General features: G+C 35.6%; 27 protein-coding genes. 20 read left to right on the top strand and 7 right to left on the bottom strand.

Annotated elements, in window-relative coordinates; genetic code table 11:
* Positions 1–41: 41 nt before the first annotated feature.
* Positions 42–1,466 (bottom strand): VanZ family protein, encoded by a 1,425-nt coding sequence (locus MHB39_RS13010; protein ID WP_342544013.1) that lies wholly within the window; start codon positions 1,464–1,466, stop codon positions 42–44.
* 362 nt (positions 1,467–1,828) lie between these two features.
* Here MHB39_RS13010 and MHB39_RS13005 point away from each other — a divergent pair, with 362 nt between their 5' ends.
* Positions 1,829–1,990 carry a hypothetical protein gene (locus MHB39_RS13005; protein ID WP_016993949.1) on the top strand — a complete coding sequence of 54 codons (162 nt, stop codon included), beginning with the start codon at positions 1,829–1,831 and terminating at the stop codon, positions 1,988–1,990.
* Positions 1,991–2,454: 464 nt separating this feature from the next.
* Here MHB39_RS13005 and MHB39_RS13000 read toward each other — a convergent pair whose 3' ends face one another.
* Entirely contained in the window at positions 2,455–2,916 is a 462-nt protein-coding gene (locus MHB39_RS13000; RefSeq protein ID WP_312125828.1) for a DinB family protein, read from the bottom strand.
* A 154-nt stretch (positions 2,917–3,070) separates the two neighbouring features.
* Positions 3,071–3,274 (bottom strand): hypothetical protein, encoded by a 204-nt coding sequence (locus tag MHB39_RS12995; RefSeq protein WP_016994206.1) that lies wholly within the window; start codon positions 3,272–3,274, stop codon positions 3,071–3,073.
* A 248-nt stretch (positions 3,275–3,522) separates the two neighbouring features.
* Between MHB39_RS12995 and MHB39_RS12990 the strand changes: the two genes are divergently transcribed.
* Positions 3,523–4,032: a ClbS/DfsB family four-helix bundle protein gene (locus MHB39_RS12990; RefSeq protein ID WP_342544010.1), complete on the top strand. Its 510-nt coding sequence runs from the start codon at positions 3,523–3,525 to the stop codon at positions 4,030–4,032.
* A 687-nt stretch (positions 4,033–4,719) separates the two neighbouring features.
* Positions 4,720–8,841, top strand: coding sequence for a chitobiase/beta-hexosaminidase C-terminal domain-containing protein (locus MHB39_RS12985; RefSeq protein ID WP_342544008.1), 4,122 nt, complete (start codon positions 4,720–4,722; stop codon positions 8,839–8,841).
* A 402-nt stretch (positions 8,842–9,243) separates the two neighbouring features.
* On the opposite strand, the gene MHB39_RS12980 is transcribed toward MHB39_RS12985, so the two are convergent.
* Both MHB39_RS12980 and MHB39_RS12975 read right to left on the bottom strand, forming a co-directional pair.
* Positions 9,244–9,441 carry a hypothetical protein gene (locus tag MHB39_RS12980; RefSeq protein ID WP_238542940.1) on the bottom strand — a complete coding sequence of 66 codons (198 nt, stop codon included), beginning with the start codon at positions 9,439–9,441 and terminating at the stop codon, positions 9,244–9,246.
* Between the two features lie 367 nt (positions 9,442–9,808).
* On the bottom strand, positions 9,809–10,147 hold the full coding sequence (locus MHB39_RS12975) for a hypothetical protein (protein ID WP_016994200.1): 339 nt from the start codon (positions 10,145–10,147) through the stop codon (positions 9,809–9,811).
* 560 nt (positions 10,148–10,707) lie between these two features.
* Here MHB39_RS12975 and MHB39_RS12970 point away from each other — a divergent pair.
* From MHB39_RS12970 to MHB39_RS12960, 3 genes are all read left to right on the top strand, one after another.
* The gene (locus MHB39_RS12970; protein ID WP_342544007.1) at positions 10,708–11,229 is read left to right on the top strand and encodes a hypothetical protein; all 522 of its coding nucleotides are present in this window, start codon (positions 10,708–10,710) and stop codon (positions 11,227–11,229) included.
* A gap of 61 nt (positions 11,230–11,290) precedes the next feature.
* The gene (locus tag MHB39_RS12965) at positions 11,291–11,734 is read left to right on the top strand and encodes a hypothetical protein (protein ID WP_016994198.1); all 444 of its coding nucleotides are present in this window, start codon (positions 11,291–11,293) and stop codon (positions 11,732–11,734) included.
* A 401-nt stretch (positions 11,735–12,135) separates the two neighbouring features.
* Positions 12,136–12,816, top strand: a complete 681-nt coding sequence (locus tag MHB39_RS12960) for a TraR/DksA C4-type zinc finger protein (RefSeq protein ID WP_312125900.1) — start codon at positions 12,136–12,138, stop codon at positions 12,814–12,816.
* 183 nt (positions 12,817–12,999) lie between these two features.
* Here MHB39_RS12960 and MHB39_RS12955 read toward each other — a convergent pair.
* Positions 13,000–14,354 (bottom strand): IS3 family transposase gene (locus MHB39_RS12955; RefSeq protein ID WP_342544005.1). Its coding sequence is split into 2 segments (ribosomal slippage): positions 13,000–13,901 and positions 13,901–14,354, totalling 1,356 coding nucleotides; the frame shifts between segments, so codons are not numbered across the junction.
* Positions 14,355–14,516: 162 nt separating this feature from the next.
* Between MHB39_RS12955 and MHB39_RS12950 the strand changes: the two genes are divergently transcribed.
* Both MHB39_RS12950 and MHB39_RS12945 read left to right on the top strand, forming a co-directional pair.
* Complete coding sequence (locus MHB39_RS12950) at positions 14,517–15,074, top strand: collagen-like protein (protein ID WP_342544003.1); 558 nt, start codon at positions 14,517–14,519, stop codon at positions 15,072–15,074.
* Between the two features lie 359 nt (positions 15,075–15,433).
* The gene (locus MHB39_RS12945; protein WP_202949259.1) at positions 15,434–15,655 is read left to right on the top strand and encodes a hypothetical protein; all 222 of its coding nucleotides are present in this window, start codon (positions 15,434–15,436) and stop codon (positions 15,653–15,655) included.
* Positions 15,656–15,722: 67 nt separating this feature from the next.
* Here the strand turns inward: MHB39_RS12945 and MHB39_RS12940 are convergent, their stop codons facing one another.
* Complete coding sequence (locus MHB39_RS12940) at positions 15,723–16,100, bottom strand: CBO0543 family protein (RefSeq protein ID WP_333003787.1); 378 nt, start codon at positions 16,098–16,100, stop codon at positions 15,723–15,725.
* Between the two features lie 490 nt (positions 16,101–16,590).
* Between MHB39_RS12940 and MHB39_RS12935 the strand changes: the two genes are divergently transcribed.
* From MHB39_RS12935 to MHB39_RS12880, 12 genes are all read left to right on the top strand, one after another.
* Complete coding sequence (locus tag MHB39_RS12935; RefSeq protein ID WP_004225125.1) at positions 16,591–16,779, top strand: hypothetical protein; 189 nt, start codon at positions 16,591–16,593, stop codon at positions 16,777–16,779.
* A 216-nt stretch (positions 16,780–16,995) separates the two neighbouring features.
* The gene (locus MHB39_RS12930) at positions 16,996–17,403 is read left to right on the top strand and encodes an STAS/SEC14 domain-containing protein (RefSeq protein ID WP_342546911.1); all 408 of its coding nucleotides are present in this window, start codon (positions 16,996–16,998) and stop codon (positions 17,401–17,403) included.
* 571 nt (positions 17,404–17,974) lie between these two features.
* The gene (locus MHB39_RS12925) at positions 17,975–18,295 is read left to right on the top strand and encodes a hypothetical protein (RefSeq protein WP_016994191.1); all 321 of its coding nucleotides are present in this window, start codon (positions 17,975–17,977) and stop codon (positions 18,293–18,295) included.
* A gap of 317 nt (positions 18,296–18,612) precedes the next feature.
* Complete coding sequence (locus MHB39_RS12920) at positions 18,613–18,978, top strand: hypothetical protein (protein ID WP_016994189.1); 366 nt, start codon at positions 18,613–18,615, stop codon at positions 18,976–18,978.
* 126 nt (positions 18,979–19,104) lie between these two features.
* A complete protein-coding gene (locus tag MHB39_RS12915; RefSeq protein ID WP_342543999.1) occupies positions 19,105–19,623 on the top strand; it encodes a hypothetical protein in 519 nt (172 codons plus the stop codon).
* Between the two features lie 259 nt (positions 19,624–19,882).
* Positions 19,883–20,218 carry a hypothetical protein gene (locus MHB39_RS12910; RefSeq protein WP_016994187.1) on the top strand — a complete coding sequence of 112 codons (336 nt, stop codon included), beginning with the start codon at positions 19,883–19,885 and terminating at the stop codon, positions 20,216–20,218.
* A 91-nt stretch (positions 20,219–20,309) separates the two neighbouring features.
* On the top strand, positions 20,310–20,546 hold the full coding sequence (locus tag MHB39_RS12905; RefSeq protein WP_258859183.1) for a hypothetical protein: 237 nt from the start codon (positions 20,310–20,312) through the stop codon (positions 20,544–20,546).
* A gap of 124 nt (positions 20,547–20,670) precedes the next feature.
* Positions 20,671–20,859, top strand: coding sequence for a hypothetical protein (locus MHB39_RS12900; protein WP_342543997.1), 189 nt, complete (start codon positions 20,671–20,673; stop codon positions 20,857–20,859).
* Between the two features lie 565 nt (positions 20,860–21,424).
* On the top strand, positions 21,425–21,850 hold the full coding sequence (locus tag MHB39_RS12895; RefSeq protein WP_004225136.1) for a thioesterase family protein: 426 nt from the start codon (positions 21,425–21,427) through the stop codon (positions 21,848–21,850).
* An 11-nt stretch (positions 21,851–21,861) separates the two neighbouring features.
* The gene (locus MHB39_RS12890) at positions 21,862–22,236 is read left to right on the top strand and encodes a DUF423 domain-containing protein (protein ID WP_312125843.1); all 375 of its coding nucleotides are present in this window, start codon (positions 21,862–21,864) and stop codon (positions 22,234–22,236) included.
* Between the two features lie 160 nt (positions 22,237–22,396).
* Positions 22,397–23,728 (top strand): SPFH domain-containing protein, encoded by a 1,332-nt coding sequence (locus MHB39_RS12885; RefSeq protein WP_342543995.1) that lies wholly within the window; start codon positions 22,397–22,399, stop codon positions 23,726–23,728.
* Between the two features lie 14 nt (positions 23,729–23,742).
* Positions 23,743–24,846, top strand: coding sequence for a hypothetical protein (locus MHB39_RS12880; protein ID WP_342543993.1), 1,104 nt, complete (start codon positions 23,743–23,745; stop codon positions 24,844–24,846).
* Positions 24,847–24,954: the final 108 nt, after the last annotated feature.

Here is a 24,954-nt window from a genome sequence, read left to right as displayed (position 1 = left end):
ATCAAGTCTGGGCTTTCCTTAGTTTACAGTATTAGAAAAGGCTACTTTCTCGCCTGAATCAGAGTGAACCAACTTTTTCCATTTAATGTACCGGAAACTCTGTATATAGGTTGATAGAAATCTTTTGTATCATACATATACGAGAGCTCTATTAAATCGACATTAAGTTGATCGCCTTTTTTTATCAATAGTTCTTCTTCTGTTACGAGTGCATTATATTTTATCTGTGGAAATTCGCCATGCTTAATTCGCTCATACACTTCTGCAGGTGACAAAATATTTACTTCACGGATCAACTGATGCTCATGAATATTATACGATAATGAATACATACTACCATCTGGCTTCAAACCGAGGTCTACTTCACCAAGCCAATAATCTTGGTTCAATTCAGCTTGGTCAGGAAGTGTCCATTCAAATACGCCATTATCCAAAGCTGTAAACTCCCCATCTTTAGGAAGGAGAGAAAGCTCATCCATCATGCTCTTTGCCTTCTTCACAAGTGTTTCTTGGACAGCTAAAGAAGGTTGCACTGGCGTATAGAGATCGTCTGTTAGCAACCAATTTCCCTCTGAATTAATAAATAACGTATACGAGTTTTCCGCTTTGTCTTTTAATAAAACCTCACGATCACCACTAATTTCCTGCCGACTTAACTCTGATAAATCCAATTTCTTTTGCAACAGGGTCTCAACTTCATCTGTATGCATTATTTTTTTATACACTGGGGCAACGGTTGACGTTGCATGTAAATCTAATGAGGTGGTTACATCAACTTCCGACATATTCGATTTCGTATAGGCGTTAATTGCTAAATGACCAAATTCCTGCTGAGCGTAGACAATCATCATGCCAACAAAAATTAATCCCATTAAGAGAGGTATGGCCAGATTTCCGACCAAACTTTTTATTTTTACTTTTTTATGCTGAACAATAGAAGATCCTAGTCTATATAGCTGGTATCCCATAATCCCACCAAGCGAGTTGTTGATTAAATCATCAAGCTCGAAAATCCCTGCTCCTGTGAGTGTTTGATACGTTTCAATGGATAAAGTTGCAATTACCACTACAGGAAGAAGCCATTTAAACGATTTAAATTTAGTGAAAAGTAGAGGTAAGAAAATGCCTAGTGGCACAAACATTAAAATGTTAAAAATACAATTTTGAAGATCACGTAACGAGTATTTCTTCCATGCATCTATATAGCCACTGAATGGTTGAAGATTCATTTGCATGAAATGAGAAGAACCACGTCCAAAAATCGTTAGTTCACATACAAATACAATATAGCCGATAAAGAGTGCTCCCAGTATCAATTGCTTAAAGTTTATTTTTTTTCGATTTGACTGTTGGTTTTTATGATAGAGGAAATAATAAAGTCCAATAAGTAAGAACTCCGCGCCAATAATAAGGATGACTGGCAACATTAAAATCCGAATGTTATTCATAATATCTGTAACGCCCAAAACAAGATGCTCCTAACTATGTTAATCTATTGTCGACTGTTCTTATTGTAAATGGTAATTATTAATAATTATTGAGAAAAATTATGAAGAATTCTTAAGATTTTACGTAAAAAAGGGGAGGAACAGTTAGGAGATTATCTACAAAGTTTGTGAAAATTGCACGTTTAGAGGCAAAGACAAACCTTGCTGTTTCGAATTATCAGCATAATTTTATGGGCAATAAAGTATAGGTAGGCGTTATTTATAAGACTTCCGTTATATTGTCTTGTCAGTCCTTGTAATCAAAATTGACGTAAACAATTGTCAGAAAATATCAATATACCCTATAATAAATAAAAAAGCTGAGAATAAGAGGTGAACTTATGGGGAAACCAGTAGATTATAATCTATTTCCGGGTTACAAAAACACACTTGACTCCAGACTTGATGAACGTAAGGAAGAATTTATTGAGGAACTAGAAAGAGCAAAAGTTGATGGACATATACTTGAATTTGAGAAAACACCAGAAGAATTGCCCCAATAGTAAGATCAAAGCATCTTGAAAAAGATGCTTTTTTCTTTTATTTAGAGCTTGTTTCTATGTATAAATTGGCTTTTCACTTCAAGGAGCTCTTCCTTTTTAAGCGATAATAATTGAGAGAAATGTCAATAATCAATAGGATGTAAAGTACACTAAATACATTTAAAGTTAACGAAGGCAAAGGGAAAATGACATCTCTAATCAATATTAGCCAAATAGTGGTTGATACTAAAACAATAGTATCCAATAAAATAACCATAGTATGTTTATGGGCTTTAAAAATAAAATTAAATACAATTAATCTTACTAAAATTGGTGTCGTGAAGAAGTAAAATGAATAGATCTGTGTAATTTCTTCTAGGCTCACATGCATCTCCCTTTGGTGTTATTTGAGTTAAATAAGCGGCAGCAAACAAAAATAGGACTATTAAAAGTAGTACTATTTCAAGAGTGTAACATATAATTGTCTATTTTTCCATTTTACGTAAATAGGCAAGCTGTCCAATATGATAGGCATTATGGGTCGCGGCATTAGATATGATGGCCCACCACTCCGCTTTCACAGGAAACCCATTCACGATAGATAAAAGTTGCTCTTCCTCAATTAATTCTTGCCACTTAAGCAGGATATGTAATAACTTTTCTTTTAATTCAAAGAAAGTTACTTCATCTTTAACAAGAAACGTATTCGCATTATTCGCTTGAAAAGGGGCTTTTACTTGATTTTCCCTATACCGCATTTGCCAAATTTCATTCCAATAGATTAGATGCTGGACAATTTCAGCCATACTATGACTAGAAGAATCAGGTTTCCAAAAGGCTTCTGCTTCAGATAGCCCTTCTACGACTTCAGAAAATGAGATATACCAACTTCGGTCATTTGCATTAGCTAAAAGTTGATCTAACAAAATGGTTTTAGCCTCCATCATTCACGTTCCCTTCCAAAGTATTTTTCAAATAGTATAACATTCTGAAGTTGGAATGTACGGATGAATTTGGTGCAAAAAAAGCTGTAGCTTATTAGAGCTACAGCAAATATAGGAGAGAGTTTTAACAATTGAAAAGTTCCTAAAAAGAGGCAAATCAGCTTCTATTTTCAGCTTTTTCTGATTCATCTTTTTTACTTCTAAGCAACAAGGCCATGAATAAGAAACTGGCTACCCAAAAGGCAAAGAATAAATTTTCTAGTAAAGCCCAATGCCCATTTTTAATATAATTCCAAATAGTTGTAAATAAAAATATGATAATAAAGAATGAAATATATAAGCATTTTCCGAATGTAGTCATATTAAGCACCTCTATTTTTAATCATCAAACAGTAAGAAATGAAGACCGTAAAACCCCTGTTTCATTCAATATGGGTAATACACTCAAGGTTAGTGTGTGTAAATTATGGATGCTTATACATCCACCGAAAGGTTCGACGCTATCAATTTTGGAAAATTATTTTTTTAGCAATTGTAAATCGTTATTTATAGAAGGAAATCATTTACTTTTGCTAAAATTATGAAATAGATGGAAGGGAGGGAAATAGCGTGAGACAGTATGCCAACAAAGAAGAACTGATTAGTACGATTAACGAAAAGTATAAAAAATATATTGCAGAATTTAAAGATATACCAGAAAACGTGAAAAACAAACGGATTAAAGAGGTTGATAAAACGCCGTCTGAAAATCTTTCTTATCAACTTGGTTGGATAAATCTTTTGCTTCAGTGGGAGCAAAAAGAACAACATGGAGAAGAAGTACATACGCCTGCAGAGGGCTATAAGTGGAATAATCTAAGTGGATTGTACAATTCTTTTTATAAACAATATGGAGAGTACTCTTTAAAGGAACAACAATCAATGCTTAATGAAGCTGTCAATCATTTATGTGAGTGGTTAAAAACCCTTTCAGAAAAGGAATTATTTGAAGTTGATCAAAGACGATGGGCAAAAACACAAGCGAATTGGCCTGTTTGGAAATGGGTGCATATTAACTCAGTCGCTCCATTTACAAACTTCAGAACCAAAATTCGTAAATGGAAGAAGATGAACCTTTAAAAGAATGGATGTTCTTTACTATACAAAACAAACGGATTTACTTTAGCCTTCCACTAATGGAGGGCTTTTTTTATGCACTATGACAGCAATGATAGGCTATTGTATCTCGATGCTTCATACGAATGATTAATTATTGGGGAAAGGAGAGATGGTTAGGAATGAGTCAAGAAACAATCTTTCAACGAGCTGACCACGTCTAAGTAATTATATCTCCTCGACCATTTCAATGTTTCTGTACAAAAGTAGTGAAGGGTTTCTTTGTCTGCCAGAGCTGAGCTGGTACATTAGCGCTTTTGTTCATACGAGAATTTATGAGAAAACTACTATTCTCATGACTATTGTAAAAGATAAATATGTACTATTTTACATAGAATTTAGAATATTCACATTAAATAACAAAGTATTTATTATTTTTCTGTTAAAATTATTATGTTAAACAATATTTTGGGATTGTTTGATAATTACCATTAATTTTGTTAATAGGATTGAGAATTTATCTTTATTAAACATGAATAGGAGGGATTACTCTAAGTATTTATATGCATTAATAGCTTCAGCGGTAGTAGTAGCACCAATTACATCTGAAGCTGTAGTTTAAAGGATGTACAGTAATTGAATAATAACTTCCATGTAAAACAAGTTAAGGAACAGATTTATTTTAGATTAAAATCATAAGGAGCTAAGCGAATGAAGAAATATGAATGTAAGATCGTTACCAAAATAGCGTTATCATTTTTACTTGTAATTTCGATGATTTCACCTTACTTCACAGTTGTAAGGGCTGAAACAGAAACTATTGGAGTGGGGGAAGCGGTCAATCAATTTGATCCAACCATAGTTAAGAGTAATGTTACTGTAGAAGGATATATAGTAGGGTTTGCCAAAAGTGAAACTTCTTATTCTGTGATAGCAGATAGTGACACAAATATTGCCATTGCCGATACACCGGGTGAAACAGATGTCACGAAAATGCTGTATATTCAATTACCAAGCTCCTATAGAGCCAATTTCGGATTATTTACTAATCCAAGTAATCTTGGGAAAAAAGTTAAAATAACAGGTTCACTAGAAAAATACTTTAGTAACCATGCAGGGCTAAAATCACCAACTTCAATGGAGTTTGTTAGGGACGATACAACTGAACCAAATCCTCCCGAGACTGAAGTAACCATTGCCGAAGCTCGTGCAGCTGTTGGAACTGACCGCACAGTTCAAATTCAAGGGACGGTTACGACAACACCTGGTAGCTGGGGAGGCAAGGCCTTCTATGTACAGGATGAGACAGCAGGGGTATATGTCTTCTCTAGTTCTGCAGAAGCAGGGAGCTTAGCTGTCGGAGATATTGTCAAAATCACAGGGAAAACTAGTTTATATAGTGGAGAAGTTCAATTTAATTCTCCGACAATTGAACGACTTTCTACAGGGACAGCACCTGCACCACAAACAGTGACTCTTCCGATTGATGACAGTTTACAAGGTGAATTAATTACACTTGAAAATGTGAAGATTAAAGATTTAGCGCCATCTGGTACGTATGGTACATTTGAATTTAAAGCAGTCGATGCAGCAAATAACGAGCTGTTAATTCGCCATGATAATCGTACAGGCTATCAGTTCTCTCAGTTTGAAGCAGATGGATTCAATAACAATGATGTCATCACAGTGACAGGGATTGCGTCAATTTTTAATGGGACATATCAATTAAAGACGTTAAGCGCGGAAAGCTTCCAATTAGTATCAAACTATGAGCCAACTAAAGTAGGGAATATTAAGGCTTTACCAGCAGCAGGCGAAGTTTACGCAGGAACAAAAGTAACATTATCTACAGATACACCAAATGCAACAATCTATTACACAATCGATGGTTCTGAACCGTCAATAGCTAGTGAGGTGTATGATGCAGCAGCGGGTATTGTTGTAGATAAAGCAATGACTATAAAAGCATTTGCAACTGCAACAGGCCTAGATGATAGTCACATTGCATCCTTTAATTATACTGTGAAAGAAGAGCCAACCGTTATATCCATTACGGAAGCTCGTAATAAAGAAATCGGTCAAACAGTTATCGTATCAGGGATCGTGACAGCGAAATTAGAAACGGCTACAGCGCACATACAAGATGATGGTGCGGCGATAGCCATTTATCCTGTGGATAGTCTTGCCGCAAATGTCGGTGATCGGGTGACGGTGCAAGGTCAAGTAGCTGAATATAGTGGTCTAAAGCAATTAACGAATATTTCACTTGTTGGCATGCCTGTTCCATCGACAATACCAGAGCCACACATTATTAAAAGTAATGAGGTTGCAGAAGACAATGAATCGAGACTCGTTACAATTAAAAATGTTGCCATTACTGGTTCGGGTCAAAACTTTACAGGAACTGACGAAGTAGGAACTTTTGCTATTTACGATAAAACACGAGACTCAGGTTTAGTGAGTGGAAAAACGTATGGGGAAATTACAGGGATTGTGGGTCAATATACAAACCATCAACTGCTCCCACTTCGCATTATTGAGGATGTAACAAAGGTGCAGGATATCAAAGCTTCTCACGTCGGGGGCGTAACAGCTGGCACGAAAGTTTCCCTTTCAACAATGACTGAAGGCGCAACGATTTATTACACAGTGGATGGCTCAACACCAACAACAGCTAGTGCAAAGTATACAGAGGAAATCCTTGTTAATAAACCAATGACGCTGAAAGCGATTGCGGTCAAAGAAGGTTTAACAAACAGTGCGATTGCTACATTTGTTTATGAAATTATTGATACTAAAAATGCCAAGATTAGCGATATTCAAGGAGCAAGCCATAAATCACCATATGTCGATTTAACAGTAAGTGATGTAGAGGGCATTGTAACATTCGTTATAAATTCAACAAGCTTTATTATGCAAGAAAATGAGTCGTCGTTTGATGGCGTAAAATCAACTGCTATCAAAGTAAATAAGACAGGACATAATGTAGCTGTAGGGGACCTTATTAAAGTATCAGGAAATGTAATAGAGGCGGGTGGCAACTCTCGATTGACAGATACACAAATTTCAGCAGCCAATATTACAAAAACAGGTACAGCAGGAATTCCAGAAGCCCTTGTGATAGGGAAGGATCTGTTCCCGCCAAATAAAATTATCGATAATGATGGCTTTGCGATTTTTGACCCACAAGAAGATGGCATCGATTTTTGGGAATCCATCGAGTATATGCTGGTATCATTCCCAGATGCGCGAGTCATTGGACCGATTTATAATAATGATTCTCCAATTGTTGTACCGAGCACAACAAATAATACATTCAATGTGAATGGTGGTTTAAATATAGCGGCCGATGATTATAACCCAGAAAAAATTATGCTTGAAGGGGTAGCTGGGAAAAATTATGATTCAGGTGATCGTTTTAATGAAGCCCTTATCGGATTTGTAGAAAATTTTACAGATGGCTATCGACTGAACACAAATAAAGTCTTCCCAGAGGTGACAAAAGCGAATCTTCAGCAAGAAGTGACGCATCTTGAACCAGTAGCGGACAAGTTAAATGTCGCTTCCTATAATATCGAAAACTTTTCAAATAATCCTGCCAATACATCAAACGAAAAAGTAGCCAGAATTGCAGCGACATTTGTGAATAATATGAAATCACCAGATATTATTACATTGGTCGAAGTTCAAGATAATGATGGGCAAACTGATTCAGGAAATGCGGATGCATCGGAAAGCTATCTGCGATTAATTCATGCAATTAAAGCTGCGGGTGGGCCTGCTTATGATTGGATTGATGTCATGCCAATTAACAATACAGTAGGTGGTGCACCTGGTGGTAATATTCGTGTAGGCTACCTATATAACCCGGAGCGCGTTTCATTAGTGTCAGGTATAAAGGGGATGGGTGATCAAAAAAATACATGGACAGCAGCTGGAAACCTTACTTTAAATCCTGGCTTTGTTGATCCATCAAAATTTGTAGATACACGAAAACCAATTGCAGCGGAATTTGAATTCCAGAATGAACGTGTAGTGATTATCGGAGCTCACCTAAATTCTAAAGGTGGGGATGGTTCACTTTGGGGACCAACTCAGCCACCAGTGCTAGAATCAGTTAAGAAACGTATTCAACTTGCTCAAGCCATCAATGATTTTATCGATGAAGGACTTGCCATTAATCCAGATTTAAATATCATTGTAGCAGGGGACATGAATGACTTTGAATTCACACCAGCGCTTGAAACGTTAAAGGGTGATATTTTAACGAATATGGTAGATAAAGCCCCAGAGCAAGATCGTTTTACGTACTTCTTCCAAGGAAACAATCAAGTGTTGGATCATATTTTAGTTTCGAATCATCTTGCTGACGTTACAGAAATTGACTTGATTCATATAAATGCGAACTTTACAGAAGCACAAGGCCGTGCATCAGATCATGACCCAGTATTAGTTCAAATTGATTTGAAGGCAGGGAATGTGGAAATCCCAACACCAATCATACCTGAAAATGTATACAACTATGATAACTACAAAACAGGTAAATTAATAATGAATCGTCCAAGTATTTCGCTAACGTTAGGGAAAAATACGAATATTAAAAATGGAATTGCGGTATTTAGTGAATATGCGGAATTCCATGGTGAAGGATTTGCAGACAAAACAGTAACGATTAGTCCCAAAAAGGGAAATGCAATTATTGACTTCAAAGGTACGAAAATTGGTGAAATTATTATCGAAGGAAAAAATGTGAAAGAAATTCGAAATTTACCTGATGGAGCGACCATTACGTATACTAAAGGGGCTTCGGCAGAGGAAATTGAGTTTAAGTAGTATCTAAAAAACAATCCAGCACTAGTCTATATTGGATTTGGTGCTGGGTTTACCTATAACATTGAAAATAATCATATAAAAATAACCAAGTGTTCATATGAGTACTTGGTTATTTTTTACTTTTTATAAAGCCCATATTAGGAAATAAAAAATTTTAAACCGATAATTAAAATAACGAACCCTGAAATCTTTAATGTCTCTCCATTTTCAGTTATAGAAGTTTAGATAGTAATGAATAGCATATTAGAAAAATCATTATTTATTTTAACGATCAAGAAAAGCATCCCTCTATTTTTCAACGTTCCAATTTCCTTAGAGCAAAACTCACCAAATCAATACTTTTGTGCAGATGAAAGAATAAATGACTATGGCAAACGAAAAAAGCATTGCAACGAAGCAATGCTAAGTACGTGGAGTTTTTGACAACTTTACTACATTAAAAACAAAGCCTATAAATCCACAAATAAAGAAAATATACGCTACTAGTATGGACATAGCTTCTAAATTGTTAGTAAAGATTCTATACCCTCCTAAAGTAAATAAAGCCAAACCACCAACCGAATTAAGTAATATTTTATTTTTGTCAGTCAAAAAACACACCTCCAAATAATGGTATGTATATAGGTTAACATAAATCAAATATTTAGTTAACCTATTTGTGAGTGTCATAAAAACAAAGAAACTTTACTGAACATTACTTTAAATATAATGATAATAATATAACTCACAAAATATAAATTATCGACTGTAAAAATACATTTTCGTTGTAATTCAAATCCAGGTGGTACAGGAGGAATAGAGTAGGAGTGAGATAGATTTTCGGATATGCACGGGGATTAACTGGACAATTTGAAGTTCATGTCAAAAAGAAAATGTGCTGTAAGGGGGAGAGAAGCTGGAGGTAAATGAATGAATATGGAAAGCCCTATAACAGTGTACAGGGCTTTTATAATCTTAACATTAAAGTCTAAAGAATCGGTGTTAGTTCTGAGTTCACAAACCGTTGGGCAGCAATAATTACACCTGAAGCTGTTCGTCCATAAACGCTATATATTCCACCATTTTGATTTGGAACAATTTCAACTTCATATTGAGCTCCAACTACACCAGGCGTTACAAAAGTAGATCCATTAGCAATAGCGGCAAAAGGAGTAGTTGATAATAATTGTCTTGACCCATCTAGTCTAAAAACTCTTACTACGCCAGTTAATAAACCTCCCGTAAGGTTGAGAATTTTGACACGAACACTAGCTGCATTAGCTGGTTGATTTCCTGTATTTTCAATTGGGCCAGTAGTTAAAGGCATTTATTTCACCTCCAAATAAACAGAATTTGTATAATCTGCAGATTATATTTTCATTGTATGTAGCATTCTGTATACTCTCTAGTCTTATTAATCATTTCTATAAATTAAAGAAAAGTGTGGGTTGGATTAGTAAGTAATGTGAAATATGTAATAGAAGGTTAACCTATTTTTCATGACATAGAACCTTAGTAGAACACCTAATAGTGGAGCTATCTTAGGAAGCTGAACAATATGAGGAAAATAACTAGTGCCACTGGGCTGGTATGACTCTAAAAGCTTGCGATACACTCAATCATTAGATAAACGATTGAGTTTACATTGTGGTTAGTAACGTTGGGTCGATACTTAGATTTAAGGAAAAGTAAACCTTCATTCAACATGAGTGGGATAACATAAGCCTAATATGGAGATGGGGTGCATTCTTTTCATATTTTAATTTGTATAACATAAAAGTTATACTTTGTAAATAAAAATACCATTAATATATATTATCAAATTATTTGTAATTTTTAGGTTTTGCTGGTATAGTTGGTTAAATTTGTGAAAAATGGGTGTTTAATTTGAATCGATTAATAAAAGCTTTTGGAACTCTACTCATCTTTATCCTAGTTTTATCGGGTCTACAAAATGAAGCAAGCGCATCACCAGCTCTATGTGGAATAATGAGCATAGAGGTGGATTCAGAAGTAAATCCTGAAGTAAATCCAGAGATAGATTCTGAGATAGATTTTATGGCAGAGTCTGCAATTATCAATAATACAGAACCACACAACTTGCTTGATACATTAAGTGTTGAAATCACACCTTATTGTAGTGGAACACAAATGTGGGAAGTAATTCGCGGATTAGCAACATTGACAAATACGACAAACAAAATTAATAATTACGTAACTTCGGGTGGGACAGCTAGAGCAATTGAGCATTTTAATAGAATGCCAGGAACAACAGTAATTCAAAGTCCTACAACGAAAACAAAAACGAGTGATGGTAAAACCGTTGCTATGTATACCTCAACATCAACAAAACAAACTACACTTAGTTATCCTAATGGTACTTTCACAGATAAAATAAGGTATGAATAATACAGAGAATAAATTTTTTTCTGAAATCGTATACTTTTGAGGGAAGCAGAGAGGTGATTATATGTGTAGCCGAAGACTTCATATTTGGCAACCAATAACCAGTTTAGTAAGGGCTCAAATAGTAAATGCTAAATTCAATTACACTGATTTGGGTTTATGTCTAACATTAATTGATATAAAAGGTTCTGAGGTTGATATCATTTATGATAGAATGTCTCAAATTCAAGATTATGTTTGGTCTTTTAGATATGCTGGAGAAATCCCTCGATCTGATCTAGTGCCACTCGTCGATGATGCAATTGAACGAGAGTCATCTTTCGATGAATCTGCTGAATGGTTTTACAAAATGAGCAATTCAGATTATATTGAATGGTTTGATCAATTACCTTGGTTGGGCAGTAAAGAAATTCCTAACGTTGAGCATCATATTTATTGTTACAATGATGGTATTTTTGAAGTAATTAGTGATTATGAACCTCGTTTTGTTATTAGAACTAAATCATAAAATAATGCTTTTAGTTTTGCAAATGTACAATTGCACGTGAAGATAGAAAAAGAAAAGATTCTGAAATGAGAAACGATTGAACTTAAAATGTTCAGTCGTTTTTATTTTGTACATAAACGACAAAGGGAAGGTGTTTCTAAATGAAAGAGACAAAAAGAAATCAAACACACGCGGTCAATGTAATTGCATTTTATTCGAAGGCAATAATTTTTAGGACAATCTAAAACATGCGGATATAAATATGTTCTTATTCATATAGCTCTCTATATTTGGGATATTTATTAAAGAGTATAGTGGATTTTAATTAAATTTTGTTCTTTTCTTTTTTGTCTTTAAACTTATCCTTTAAAACAAATAATTCAATCAAATTCGTTCATAATAATGAAAAGGACGTGGTGACTATTCTAAATGAGAAGAAGATATCAAAGTTGAAAAATATGTTAATTGAGCAAAAACACTCGCTTCAACGAAGAATGGATACAGATGATGAATATTTAGAACGAGGTAGTTTACGGGATTCTGTTGATGAATTATCAACAATCGATAATCATCCAGCAGATCTAGGTACCGAATTATATGAACGTGAAAAAGATATGGCGTTAAAAGTCCATGACAATGATGAGTTAGCAAAAGTAAATACCGCCTTACAAAAGATTGAGGATGGTACCTATGGTGTATGTGATGTTTGTCAACAAGATATCCCATATGATCGCTTGGTGGCACTGCCTTATACCTCTTTTTGTATTGAACATACTGCAAAAGACGTTCCAACAGATCGACCGGTTGAAGAGCAAGTGATGCTTCCTCCAGTTGACAATTCTTTTGCTGGCCGAGATGACAAGGATGATATTCATGATTATGAAGATGTGTTTCAGGTTGTAGCGAAATATGGAACTTCCGAAACACCTTCCGATTTTGAAGGGGATTTTGAAGATTATGATGAATTATATGAAGACCCAGAAGAAATTGCCGTTAATGACGAATGGGATTCATACCATATCTCCGAAACAGATGAGCTAACACGTCAAGTTTCCATTCAGGAAGTAGAACACGCGAGAAAATTTGATTATTTAGAGGATTAAATGTGGGATTCAAAATTAATCAAACGAAAATCGATATATTGCTTTAACCTTATAAACAATATTCCACAAATGGGCGCAATAGTTACAAATAAATGCTTTAGATGTAAATAATAAAGCATTTCTTTGTTAAAAAGATCACTTCATATATGAAGTGACCCCTAAAAGTTAGACACGGTTATTTCATTAGGCAGCTTGAGTAAAATGAGTTCGGTATTGTACCGGACTCATTTTTAATTTTGCCTTCATCCGTTTGTTATTGTAATAATCAATATAATTTTCTAATTCTTTTTTGAAATGCTCGACACTTTCAAATTCTTTTAGATAAAGGAATTCTGATTTCATAATCCCGAAGAAATTCTCCATCACCGAGTTGTCGTAACAGTTTCCTTTACGAGACATACTTTGCACAATACCTCTTGATTGAAGGGTATGACGATATTGCTTCATTTGATAATGCCACCCTTGATCTGAATGCATCATTAGCTGGTAGTCCTCAGGTAGATGTTCTAAGGCCTTCTCTAACATTTCTGAAACAAGAGAGTACGTTGGTCTAAAGCCAATTGTATAGGTAATGATTTCACCATTAAATAAATCTAAAACAGGCGATAAATAAAGCTTTTCACCAAATAATTTAAACTCTGTAATATCCGTTACCCATTTTTCATTAGGTGCCTCCGATGTAAAGTTTCGATCTAAAATATTTGGCGCAATTTTACCGACTTTACCTTTATAGGATTTGTATTTTTTCATACGTACAATACACTTTAAACCTAGCTCTTTCATAATGCGTTGAACTTTCTTATGATTCACTTTTTGCCCACGATTCGCTAGTTCATCACGAATACGACGGTAGCCATAACGACCTTCGTGTTCTACAAAAATTGCTTTGATCTCGTTTTTGAGATCGGCATCTGAATCAGGTAAATCTATTTTCTTTGCGATGTCATAGAATGTACTTCTTGGAATGTCTGCCAATGCCACAAGTGCCTTCACTGAATATTTATGCCTTAATTCACAAATGATTTTTACTTTGTCTTTCGTGGTGATTTTTCCTTGTTTTGAACTAAGGCGTTCAACTTTTTTAAATACTCGTTTTCCATTTCTAACTGTTTAATACGTGCTTGAAGTGCTTCAGTAGAGCCTTCTACCGGTGCTTGTTTTGGTTGTTTGTTTAATTCTTTTTTCATGGATGGACGCCCCTTTTTCTTCGGAAGGAGGGCGTCAACACCAGAAAAGTCAACCTGCCTTTGCCATTGATGTATGGTAGAAGGAGAAGGAATATTATAGACTGCTGCTGTCTGTGTAAGGGACGCCCCAAATTCGCTCATATAATTTAGTACGTCCATTTTAAATTGAATATCATAGTTTGTATAGTTTGGAATTAATCCTTGTACGCCATTTTCTTTGTATAGAGCTATCCAATTTAATAAAGGCGTTTTGCTTATATTGAAACGCTTGGCAATTGCTCGCATTGATTCTTTACCATCTAAATAGGCAAGTACTGCCTGTAATTTTAATTCGTAAGAATATTTAACCATAGAAAAACTGCACCTCCAATTGTTGTGTGTGTCTAACAATTGGGGTGCAGTTCAATAGTGGTCTTTTTTAATAAAAGCGAATTAATACATACAGGTTTAGTCAATTTGTCTATTTCATTTGTCCCTTCATTGAATAATGTAATAAACAAGGAGGATGATAAAATGGGTTTCGACAATTTCAATAGAAGTGAAAAGGAACCAACTAATATAAGAATTAGCAGAATTCATGATGATTGTGAAGAAAGTTGTAATAACAAAAATGTCCATCAAGGAGTACAGGTACCACAACAACCTGTAGGTACGGGGCTTCCAGGGGTTGCTTATATTTATGATACAACTGCTCAACCAGGTATCCCGAATAATGGTTCAGTTACTTTCAATACAAATGGCAATATTACTCCTGCTGGGTTTGTCACACATGTACCAGGAACAGCACCTATCATTATAAATCAAACGGGTATTTATCTTATTACCTACGAGGTGTTTGTTACAGGTGGCCCTAATGCATTTGCGCTTTTCAATGGCGACAACCAAATAGCCGGTTCCAATTATGGAGACAATTCTGGTAACTTGGAAAATGGTCAAGTAATAACGACTTTAAATTCATCGGATGTTCTTACATTGAGAAATATTCATCCAAACCCAACAGCTTTATTAAATTTAGTTATTCCTGACATTCTAGTTATCAGCGCGTCTATTGTCATTTTAAGGTTGGCTTAGGAATCTTACTACATTCAACAAAGTGCACGGAAATGCACGATAAAACTTGAACACAATTCGTTACAAAATAATGTGGTGTCACGTTACCACGAGCCGCAAGTGAGCTCTCGACAATTTACCACAATATCAAAGCTTTCATCTTAGGATGTAGGCTTTTTTTGCTTTGAAAACTACATCCAACAGCCAAAACACTATGAGTTGAGAGGGCAGAGTTTGATATGGTTTTGACAGTGGAATTTATTGTTGGATTTAATTTTCTCTCCCATTATTATTAATGGTGGAGGGATTGTAATGGATATATTAAGATTTAATTATTCAACTTACTTAAGAGAAGTAAATCAAGAAGTTATCAACTACAGGTGATGGAACTAACAAAAGTCCTTATGACTTTTTTAAAAGATAATAGTTTAATAAATATGGATCCTTTTAAAGAGGATGGGTCTATAAAAGAGGATTTAGTAATTCGCAAATCAAATTTGTCTGACATTGGCAATGAGTTATTTAAAATTTATTATCCGAAGTGGTCAAATTACATAGATCGTGGGGGTAATATAGAAAATGCTAACAATGTAGAGATTTAAATACTGTACAATATGAGAAAATTACACAGTAAATAAAAAAAGCCGTAGCGTCATCACACGTTACAGCTTATATTTTTATATTTATTTTTTTAAAAAATTTATAATACCAGTACAAAAATAGATAAGGGAACAGGTACGAGAAAAACGTAAGGTAGACATTCCAACCGTTTTTGTAAATTACTCGTCCGAAATAAAAGAAAATCATTTCTAAAAAAGTAGTGAACAACGACATAAAAAAGATAACAGTATAAGCTCTGTTTAATTTTTTTATGAAGTAGATTAAGTAACATCCCAAGACTGGGTATATCCCAAAATCAAAAGGTAATGTAGCTATATGTTTCTGATTAGGGAAAGGTAGTACTTCCCAAAAATCAAAATAAAAACCTATGGTATTTACTATATAAGCAGTAACACTAAAATATGGAGCAAATAAAAAGAGTAACATTTTATCTCTCTTATAGAGGTGCAGTATACCTATAATCCAAGGAATTAGAAAGGCCAAAAGTAGATGTAGGATCATTTTTTCTTTCCTTTGGTTTTTATAATAAATATGTTCTTAATCGCTTTTTATTAAACTGTGTAAGTTTACTGAACAATAAAGTGTGCACTTAAAAACTTTTGTCATAACTCAGTGTGCAAATGAAAAACTACATGGACGATACCTACCAAAAGGAATTGGTCGTAATGATGCTCACATGTCTAGTTTTAGGGCTAACTTACAGGGGAGCTTTTACCAAAGCGTACAAGAAGGTTAAGCCACCAAGTGTTACATTGCCTTTTAGGGGTTACGAGGAGTGAAGAAAAAATTTAGTGGTGAGGTGTAGTAAGACCGGATATACACGATCATCTGTTGCTTCTTTCAAGGCTGTTCTTGCGATTATAAGTGAAAATAGTGTATTATAGCTTTCATGTTGTAAACAAAAAGGACGGATGTAATGAAATATAATAAGACAATTATGCTAAAGCTTATCAATGAACATCGAACATTGCATGATGAATTAAAAAAGCTAAAATCTGAAATGGGTTTAGAAAAAAATTTCGCAGTAAAGGCATTGTATCATTCATTCGTTGCAGAAGATGGTCCTTATATGAAAGAATATCAGGATTTAGAGCGATTACAATAAATCGTAGTGCCACTAACAAATGTATACTAAGCTTGTGATTGAGCCATTCATTTTGAGTGGCTTTTTTTGTCTTTTTTCTCGCAAACTTACGGATAACTAAATTGGGCAAGGAGTCAGAAGCTTAGCGTTATTTTTTATTGTCTAAATCGAATATGGTTTTATGAAGTGCAAGTAAACGGCAGGCGGTATAATGTTGAGTTTAGATGGTTTTAATGCATAATAGAAACTGAGGGAGATGATTCTAAGTTGATAGTAAAAAATGTCAACACCGAAGTTTCAGGAGATATAATCGTTACTCACCTGATAGGTCAAATAAAAATGGAAGACGTTAATGATTGGTTTAATGATTTTGAAAAGATATGTCAGCAGTTTATTTCTGAAGGTAGAGAATACAAATTGTTGGTAGATAGGAAAGGATACATCCCAGATCATTTTTCTATTCAAAAAGAATGGAAAGATAAGTTCTTTAATAAAACATTGCTAAAACACAGCAAAGCAATTGCGTTTCTTCTTGAAAAAGGAGAGATAATGAACCATTTAAAGCAATCCAACACAAAAGAGTCTGTTGAATTTTTCGATAATTACGAACTGGCATTCAAATGGTTGGTTGAGTATTCGAAATAAGAGTCTTTATATAAAGGTATTAAAGTGATATGACATGGTTGGAACCTAGACTGTACTGCACCGTTCAATATTTAGTAAAAACAGCTTCAGGTTCTTTAAGAATTGTAACGTTTAAAGGTTTTGATTTTGATAAAGTTTCTAAAGCAATAAACCAAAAACCAGGCACTCTAATGAGCACCTGGTTTTAATCATTTGCAACAAATTTTTACCTTGTTAGAAAAAAGAGTAAAACGTTGATATATAAGAGAAGGGAGGGGTCACAGTAAAAGCGAACCTCAAAAAGTACCCCAATTTGATGAAATATTGTATTAACTTTTATTTCATCCATTCGCAAACGGATTCATTAAATCAATGGATTTAATGAATCTTTCTCAAATGAATTGTACATATACATTTAATGCCGATGGTGACTGAAAAAACTGTTCAATAATAAGTAAAAGAAAAAGCCGCAGCGTCATCACACGCTACAGCTCGAATTAATTTATGCCCTCTGATGGCTTAGTCATTAGCATTATACCCCAACTTAGGAGGGCAAACCTATATTAAAAGAAAGAACACTAACGATGCTTCAATGATTACAGACTACCACTGGATGGTTAACGCCATCAAAGAAATACGATCAGAAATGGTTATAGGGGCAAAAACGGCACAGTATGGGATTAAAGCTACATTACCAAAGGCAGCAGGCGGTGTAGGAGATCCAAATATGCAGGAAGCTATTAGACGATCTAAGAACATAAAGCGTGTTGCAGAATATGAGAAAAAGCTATTAGAGGTTCAGAAGCTTCTAGATAAGGTTACTGGAGACAGAGAACTATATGTACTGAACTGGATGTTAGACGGGTACTCAATGCCTTGGATTGGGAAAGTGGGGGCGTTTTTACGGCAATAAGCGCACTGGCTATATAGGGCAGAATTTGGTGTGGTTTTGAGAGTGGAAATTGTAGTATATGGTTCCAAATTATTCTCTTCCTGATTTAGGTTTGACATACAAACAAGCTTTTAACAAAGCATACAAACAGATTAAGCCCCCTAGCGTTGTGATACCATTCGTGAGTTACGAAGGTTGGAGAAAACAGTTTAATGGTGAAGTTTGAGTTATTTAGATAACCTTCGTGTTTTATTATAGGTGATTTCATCGTTGGATAATTATGTTAAAATTGATAGGTGGTTTTAAAGGCTACTAAAATTATTGGTGAGGAGGTATAAATGGTGAATATTTATTGGTTAGGTGGAGGGCTTCTTCCACTTGATTGGGAGTTTTGTTTTTTAACAGTTAATGAATACAAGGAGAAATTAATTGAAAAAAGAGAGAAGAACCCTGACTATTTTGATTTGCAAACAGGTGGAGTAGATAAATTATTTGCTCTTATAGATAAACGTGTCACGTTTGCTCTTAATAACTTTAAAGGGACATTAGAAAAATATAATGAATTAAGGTGCCCTCCATTGATTACTCCAATACCTAGAGGGGATGATAGTAATGGGGCAGATTTTATCATAATTTTAAAGCGAGATGAAGATGGAGATACAGTAGTATACTCTCCATATCCTATTTCGTATTTAGAGGATTAAAAGGGCCCATATTTCTAGAATCAAACTCCATTTGATAAAGAAATGCACTGAAACTAATAGAGCAGTTTAATTAAGCAACGGTAGTGAGTTTTTTTAGCACATAATTTAAAAAATAAAGGAGGGATAATGTTGCAAATTAATTTGAACAAATCTCTTGCTTGGAAAATAGGGGAGATGATTGATTCTGGCTTAATATCATATAAGCATTATTCCTTATTTTGTGATGATATTATAGATAAATCTGAAAGTCCTCCTTACTGGATTATAGAACTTTCATTAACAAAATTTCAAAACAATGCAGTAAGAATTGTAAATGAATTTGCATATTCTGAACCCTTTGAAAAATTTCCTGAATTAAATGATTTCTATTTGGCTTGTTTATTTTTGAAATATAGGCACCGTCAAATATCTTGGGCAAGTTTTCTTATTAATGCTGGAGGGTATAGTGACGGTTATCATTGTTCAATCCATTGTGAATTTTTTTATGACCAGCTTAATGCTTATGAAAATTCTAAATACAGTAAAAATATCGAAGAAATTCAGGTAATAGACGTTGAAAATCTTCTTAAGGTAAATATCAGTGAAGCACAAGTCACTTATAAGATATTTGAATATTACTTTGACAAATATGTATCTAGTTTCTAATGAATACTAAAAATAGAGGTACTTTAGTGTAGCTTTGGTTTCAACTTCTACGGATATTAGAGCATATTTTGGAAATTGTTTTTTCAAGCATGTTTTTTAGACTTGTTCTCATAATTATAAAATCTACACAAGTCATTCATTTTGAATGGCTTTTTATTTTTGTCTTTATTCTCGCAGACGTTATAAAGAACGAGAACAAATACACTTTCGAACAGTTTAAGGATTCTTACGAATAACTAAATTGGGCAAGGAGGAAATTATGAATCAAAATCCATTCAATCTTAAAACGTTAATACCTATAGATATTCAAATGCTTGCTGGAGAAGGAGATCCTAATCCAGAGTCAACGCCTGAACCTACACCGGAGCCAGCATCAGGCGGAGACGGTCAAGGGGCTGCGTTGACACTTGAATCAGTTCAATCATTTCTAAATGACAATGATGAGGGTAAGAAATGGCTACAGTCAATCGCTGATACTAGAGTAACTGATGCTATTAAAACCTATGAAACTAAAACCCTTCCAAAGAAATTAGAAGATGAGATTGCTAAACGCTATCCACCTGAATCTGAGAATCAAAACAGTTACGCAATTTAAAAGCACAATTTGAGCAGTCTCAAAAAGAAGCCGCACGAGAAAAGCTAGTTCATCAAGCTTTATCTACTTTGATACAGGACATCGAGACGATTTGAACTATAATTTCGGGCTGTTAGAAGCCTTGATCGGTGAAGCTAATGGTTTGACCGATAACTTGAGAGAGGAAATGCTTGAAAAGATTTATAACCTTCAGCAACAAATTGATATGCTGACTGGTGAAAATATCGGGGAACTACTAGAGCGCCTAAATGATTCCATTCAACAAGCATTAACAGCCGCACAAGATGCAAGGACTGCTAAAACAGCTACGGAAGAAGCTACAGCGTAGCTATACAGCCACAGAATTAGCGAAAGCTAGTGCTTTACTTGCTGATGAAAAGGCTAACTATGCTAATGAAAAAGCAGTGTAAGCGCAAGAGGCAGCAGATAACGCCAATCAAGAGGCTTCAAACTTGTCGCAGTTAAAGATTGATGTTGTAAAAGCTACACAAGATGCAAATGTAGCTACAGGTAATACAAATCAAGCAGCACAGACAGCCACTAATACAACTAATATAGTTTTACTAAATGTAACAGAGTTAGTAAATTTAAAGAGTGGAACAGCGAAACACAGTACAAAAAGAACAACTTTGTTACTTTAGAAGGTAACGGTTATATGGCTTTACGTGACAATAAAGGAGTTAGACCCCCTTCATTACCTGTGCTTTCAAATGCTGATTGGGCAATGTTTGTTCAAAAAGGTGAGAAAGGTGAACATGGCCCTCCTGGACAGGACGCTCTAAACAGATTGAAACTAAGGAAGAACGCGATATGATGTAGTTGGAGCTGAGATTAAAATACAAGGTTCAATATTTAGAAAAAACAGCATCAGGTTCTTTAAGAATAGTATTGTTTAAAGGTTTCGATTTCGATAAAGTTCCAGAAGCAATAAATTAATAGCCAGGCGCTCAAATGAGTACAAGGTGTTTTTGTAGGTGCTGTATTGTCACTGCTCGTGCATATTTATTTAATTTTTCATAAAGTGGTACCCCATTTAAAAGTGTTTATATGAGTTTATATGGAATAAAAATTTATATTAGAAAAATCAATATTTATTTTAAATATCAAGAAAAGCAACGCTCTATTTTTCACCGTTCCAATTTCCTTAGAGCAAAAACCCCACCAAATCAATACTTTTACGCTATAATGTAGGACGAGGTGAAGAAAATGTTTGTAAGTGAGAAACAGATTGAAATACGGTACGCAGAGACCGACCAAATGGGCGTGGTGTACCATGCGAACTACATCATTTGGATGGAAATTGGGCGTACCCAGCTTGTAAGTGATGCGGGCTTTGAATATGCTGCGTTAGAAAAAGATGGCTATGTATCGCCAGTGATGGATTTATCGATTTCGTATAAAGCAGCCATGCATTATGGACAAGTGGCGACGGTGCGCACTTGGGTAGAAAAGCATGATCGTTTACGAACTACGTATGGCTATGAAATTTTACATGAGGATGGCACGGTAGCAGCCACAGCTCAATCCGTACATATTCTTGCGCATAAGGATACATTGCGACCGGTATCTTTAAGTAAGATTGACCCTGCTTGGGATGCCAAATATAAAGAAATTGCTGTTGAGGCAAAATAGGAGAACAATAGATGGAAATGTTTTTAGCTTTAGGCGCTATTTTGGCAGCTCTTGGTGTTGTTTTAGGTGCTTTTGGGGCACATGCACTCAAGGATAAGTTTGCCTCACCGCATTATGCAGCCATTTGGGAAACGGCTGTGCAATATCAGATGTATCATGCTTTAGGGATTCTAGCCCTTGGCAATCTATCCAATGAGGCGTTTTTAGGAAGCTCTAGTCTGCTTTCTTGGGCAGTATACTTGATGTTTGCAGGGATTGTATTTTTCTCTGGTAGTTTATATGTGCTTGCCGTGACAGGTGTGAAAAAGCTAGGTGCGATTACGCCAATTGGTGGCATGTTATTTATTGTTGCGTGGGTGCTTGTAATAATAGCTGCCTTTGCCTAATACAAAATGTAACGAGAACGTTCTGGTGATTTATATCATCGGAGCTTCTCGTTTTTTAGTTGATCAGAAGAAAATGAAACAATTTGTCTGATTTTGCGTATTACATAGTATGAAGAGATGTTAAAATAAGCTAAACATCAATGTGAAGGTGGGAATATTTATGGGTTTATTAAAAGCAGGCGTTGGGGCATTAACAGGTGTTTTAGAGGATCAATGGCGTGAGTATTTTTATTGTGAGGCCTTATCCTCAGATGTGCTAGTAACTAAGGGTGTTAAGCGCACTTCTAAACGAGGTTCAAATAAGGGGAATGACAACATTATTAGTAATGGCTCTATTATTGCCATCAATGAAGGGCAATGTATGATGATTGTTGAGCAGGGGAAGGTTGTAGAGTTTTCTTCAGAGGCTGGGGAATATGTCTATGACACATCAACAGAGCCTTCGATTATGTACGGCTCAGATTTATCTCATGGCATTATGGAAACATTTAAACAGATAGGCAAGCGTTTTACATTTGGTGGCGAACCTGCTAAAGATCAGCGAGTTTATTATTTTAATAAAAAGGAGATAGTTGGCAATAAATATGGTACTCCTGCACCAATTCCATTCCGTGTGATTGATCGTAATATCGGATTAGATATCGATATTGCCATTCGTTGCCATGGTGAATATTCCTATAAAATTATTGATCCATTATTATTCTATACAAATGTATGTGGAAATGTAGAGCGTGAATTTACGCGAGAGGCCATTGATAGCCAGTTAAAATCAGAATTAATGACAGCGTTACAGCCAGCCTTTGCGCAAATTTCAGCAAGTGGCGTTCGTTATAGTGAAATACCTGCGCATACGGTTGCGTTAGCAGACGCACTCAATAAGGTATTATCTGAAAAGTGGCTTGCTACACGTGGTTTAGCTGTTGTGTCATTTGGGATTAGTACCCTTAAGGCTTCTGAGGAAGACGAAGCCATGATAAAACAACTGCAACGCAATGCGGTCATGCGTGATCCAGGTATGGCTGCTGCCCATTTAACAGGCGCTCAGGCAGAAGCGATGATTGCGGCTGCTAACAATGATGGTGGGGCTATGGCAGGCTTCATGGGGATGAATATGGCTGCACAAGCAGGTGGCGTCAATGCTAGTCAGCTATATCAAATGAATGAGCAAAATAAGCAAGCACAAATGGCTCAGGCTGCGATGCAAAATCAATCAGCCAATGCACCTGGTACATGGACATGTGCATGTGGTCATGACAACACGGGCAAATTCTGTTCGAATTGCGGCGCCGCAAAACCAGCGGAAGAGGGCTGGACATGTACATGTGGGGCGGTGAATAAAGGAAAGTTTTGCAGCGAGTGTGGCTCTAAAAAACCAGCTGAAGCTTTACTCTATGCATGTGATAAATGTGGGTGGACACCAGAGGACCCTGCCAATCCGCCTAAATTCTGTCCAGAATGCGGCGATGTTTTTGATGAAAAGGATGTCAAGTAAGGAGATGATGACCTATGTCAACGCAAGAAGTTGAAAATGTCAAACAAGTAAAGCTTGACTTTGATGCGGAATGTCCATCCTGTAGTGCATCAATTGAGTTTAATCCTGCTACAGGTAAGCTGACTTGTCCATATTGTGGATTTGAATCTGAAATTGCAGCCCCTGAGCAAGAAGAGGAAAAGGTTGCTCAGGAAATGGACTTCTTAAAAGCAGAGGAGCGTGGAAATTTCAATTGGGGCGTGGAGAAGAAAACAGTTATTTGTAAAGCTTGTGCGGCTGAGACAATTTATGATGCATTGCAGGTTGCTGACAGTTGTCCTTACTGCGGCTCAAATCAGGTCATGGAGGCGAGCGCTGAAAATACGCTTGCTCCCAATGGCGTATGTGCTTTTGAAGTAACGGATAAGCAGGCAGGAGAACATTTTCAGAAATGGATCAAAGGTCGATGGTTTACACCAAAGGCTGCCAAAATAAATGCCAAGCCTGATGCCTTTAAAGGGGTATATCTCCCGTATTGGACGTTTGACTCAAAAACAAGCTCCAGATACTCCGCAAGATATGGACGACATCGAACAGTTACGGATAAAGATGGTAAAACGCATACTGAAACAGATTGGTATTCAACAAGTGGTTTTTATCAGGAGTTTATAGACGATCATTTAGTGAGTGCCACAACACGCTATGATCGGGACATGATGCGAAAAATTGAACCATTTAATCTTCTTAATAATAAGGCCTATAAACCACAATATGTAGCTGGATTTTTATCAGAGCGTTACAGTGTTGGTTTGCAGGATGGCTGGAACCAAGCAAAAAATGAAATTCATGATCACCTCCATGCGCAGATTACGTCCAAAATTCGTTGGGAAAATAGTGCAGATGTAGTATCCAATCTATACTTTTCCACAAACCATGATGATATTACATACAAATATTTAATGTTACCGATTTGGTTATCCTCTTTCCGCTATAAGGAGAAGATTTACCGCTTTATGGTGAATGGACAAACGGGTCGAGTTGGCGGAAATGCTCCTATTTCACCGCTTCGCGTAACGATTGCTGTTATTTTATCATTAGCAGTAATCGCTCTGATTTGGTATTTCTTTATGTCTGAATAATAATAAACAGTATGCCAGTAGGAGCCTTGTTGTCCTTTTGGGATACTGTTTTTTCATAAAATTGTCCATAAATACTGGGTAAATGACTGAATTAATTGGCTGGTATAG

It is taken from the genome of Lysinibacillus sp. FSL K6-4013, from assembly GCF_038630435.1.
In the GTDB taxonomy this organism is placed as follows: Bacteria; Bacillota; Bacilli; order Bacillales_A; family Planococcaceae; genus Lysinibacillus; species Lysinibacillus boronitolerans.
Note: the sequence above shows the minus strand (reverse complement) of the source record. Positions and strands in the feature narration are given on the sequence as shown.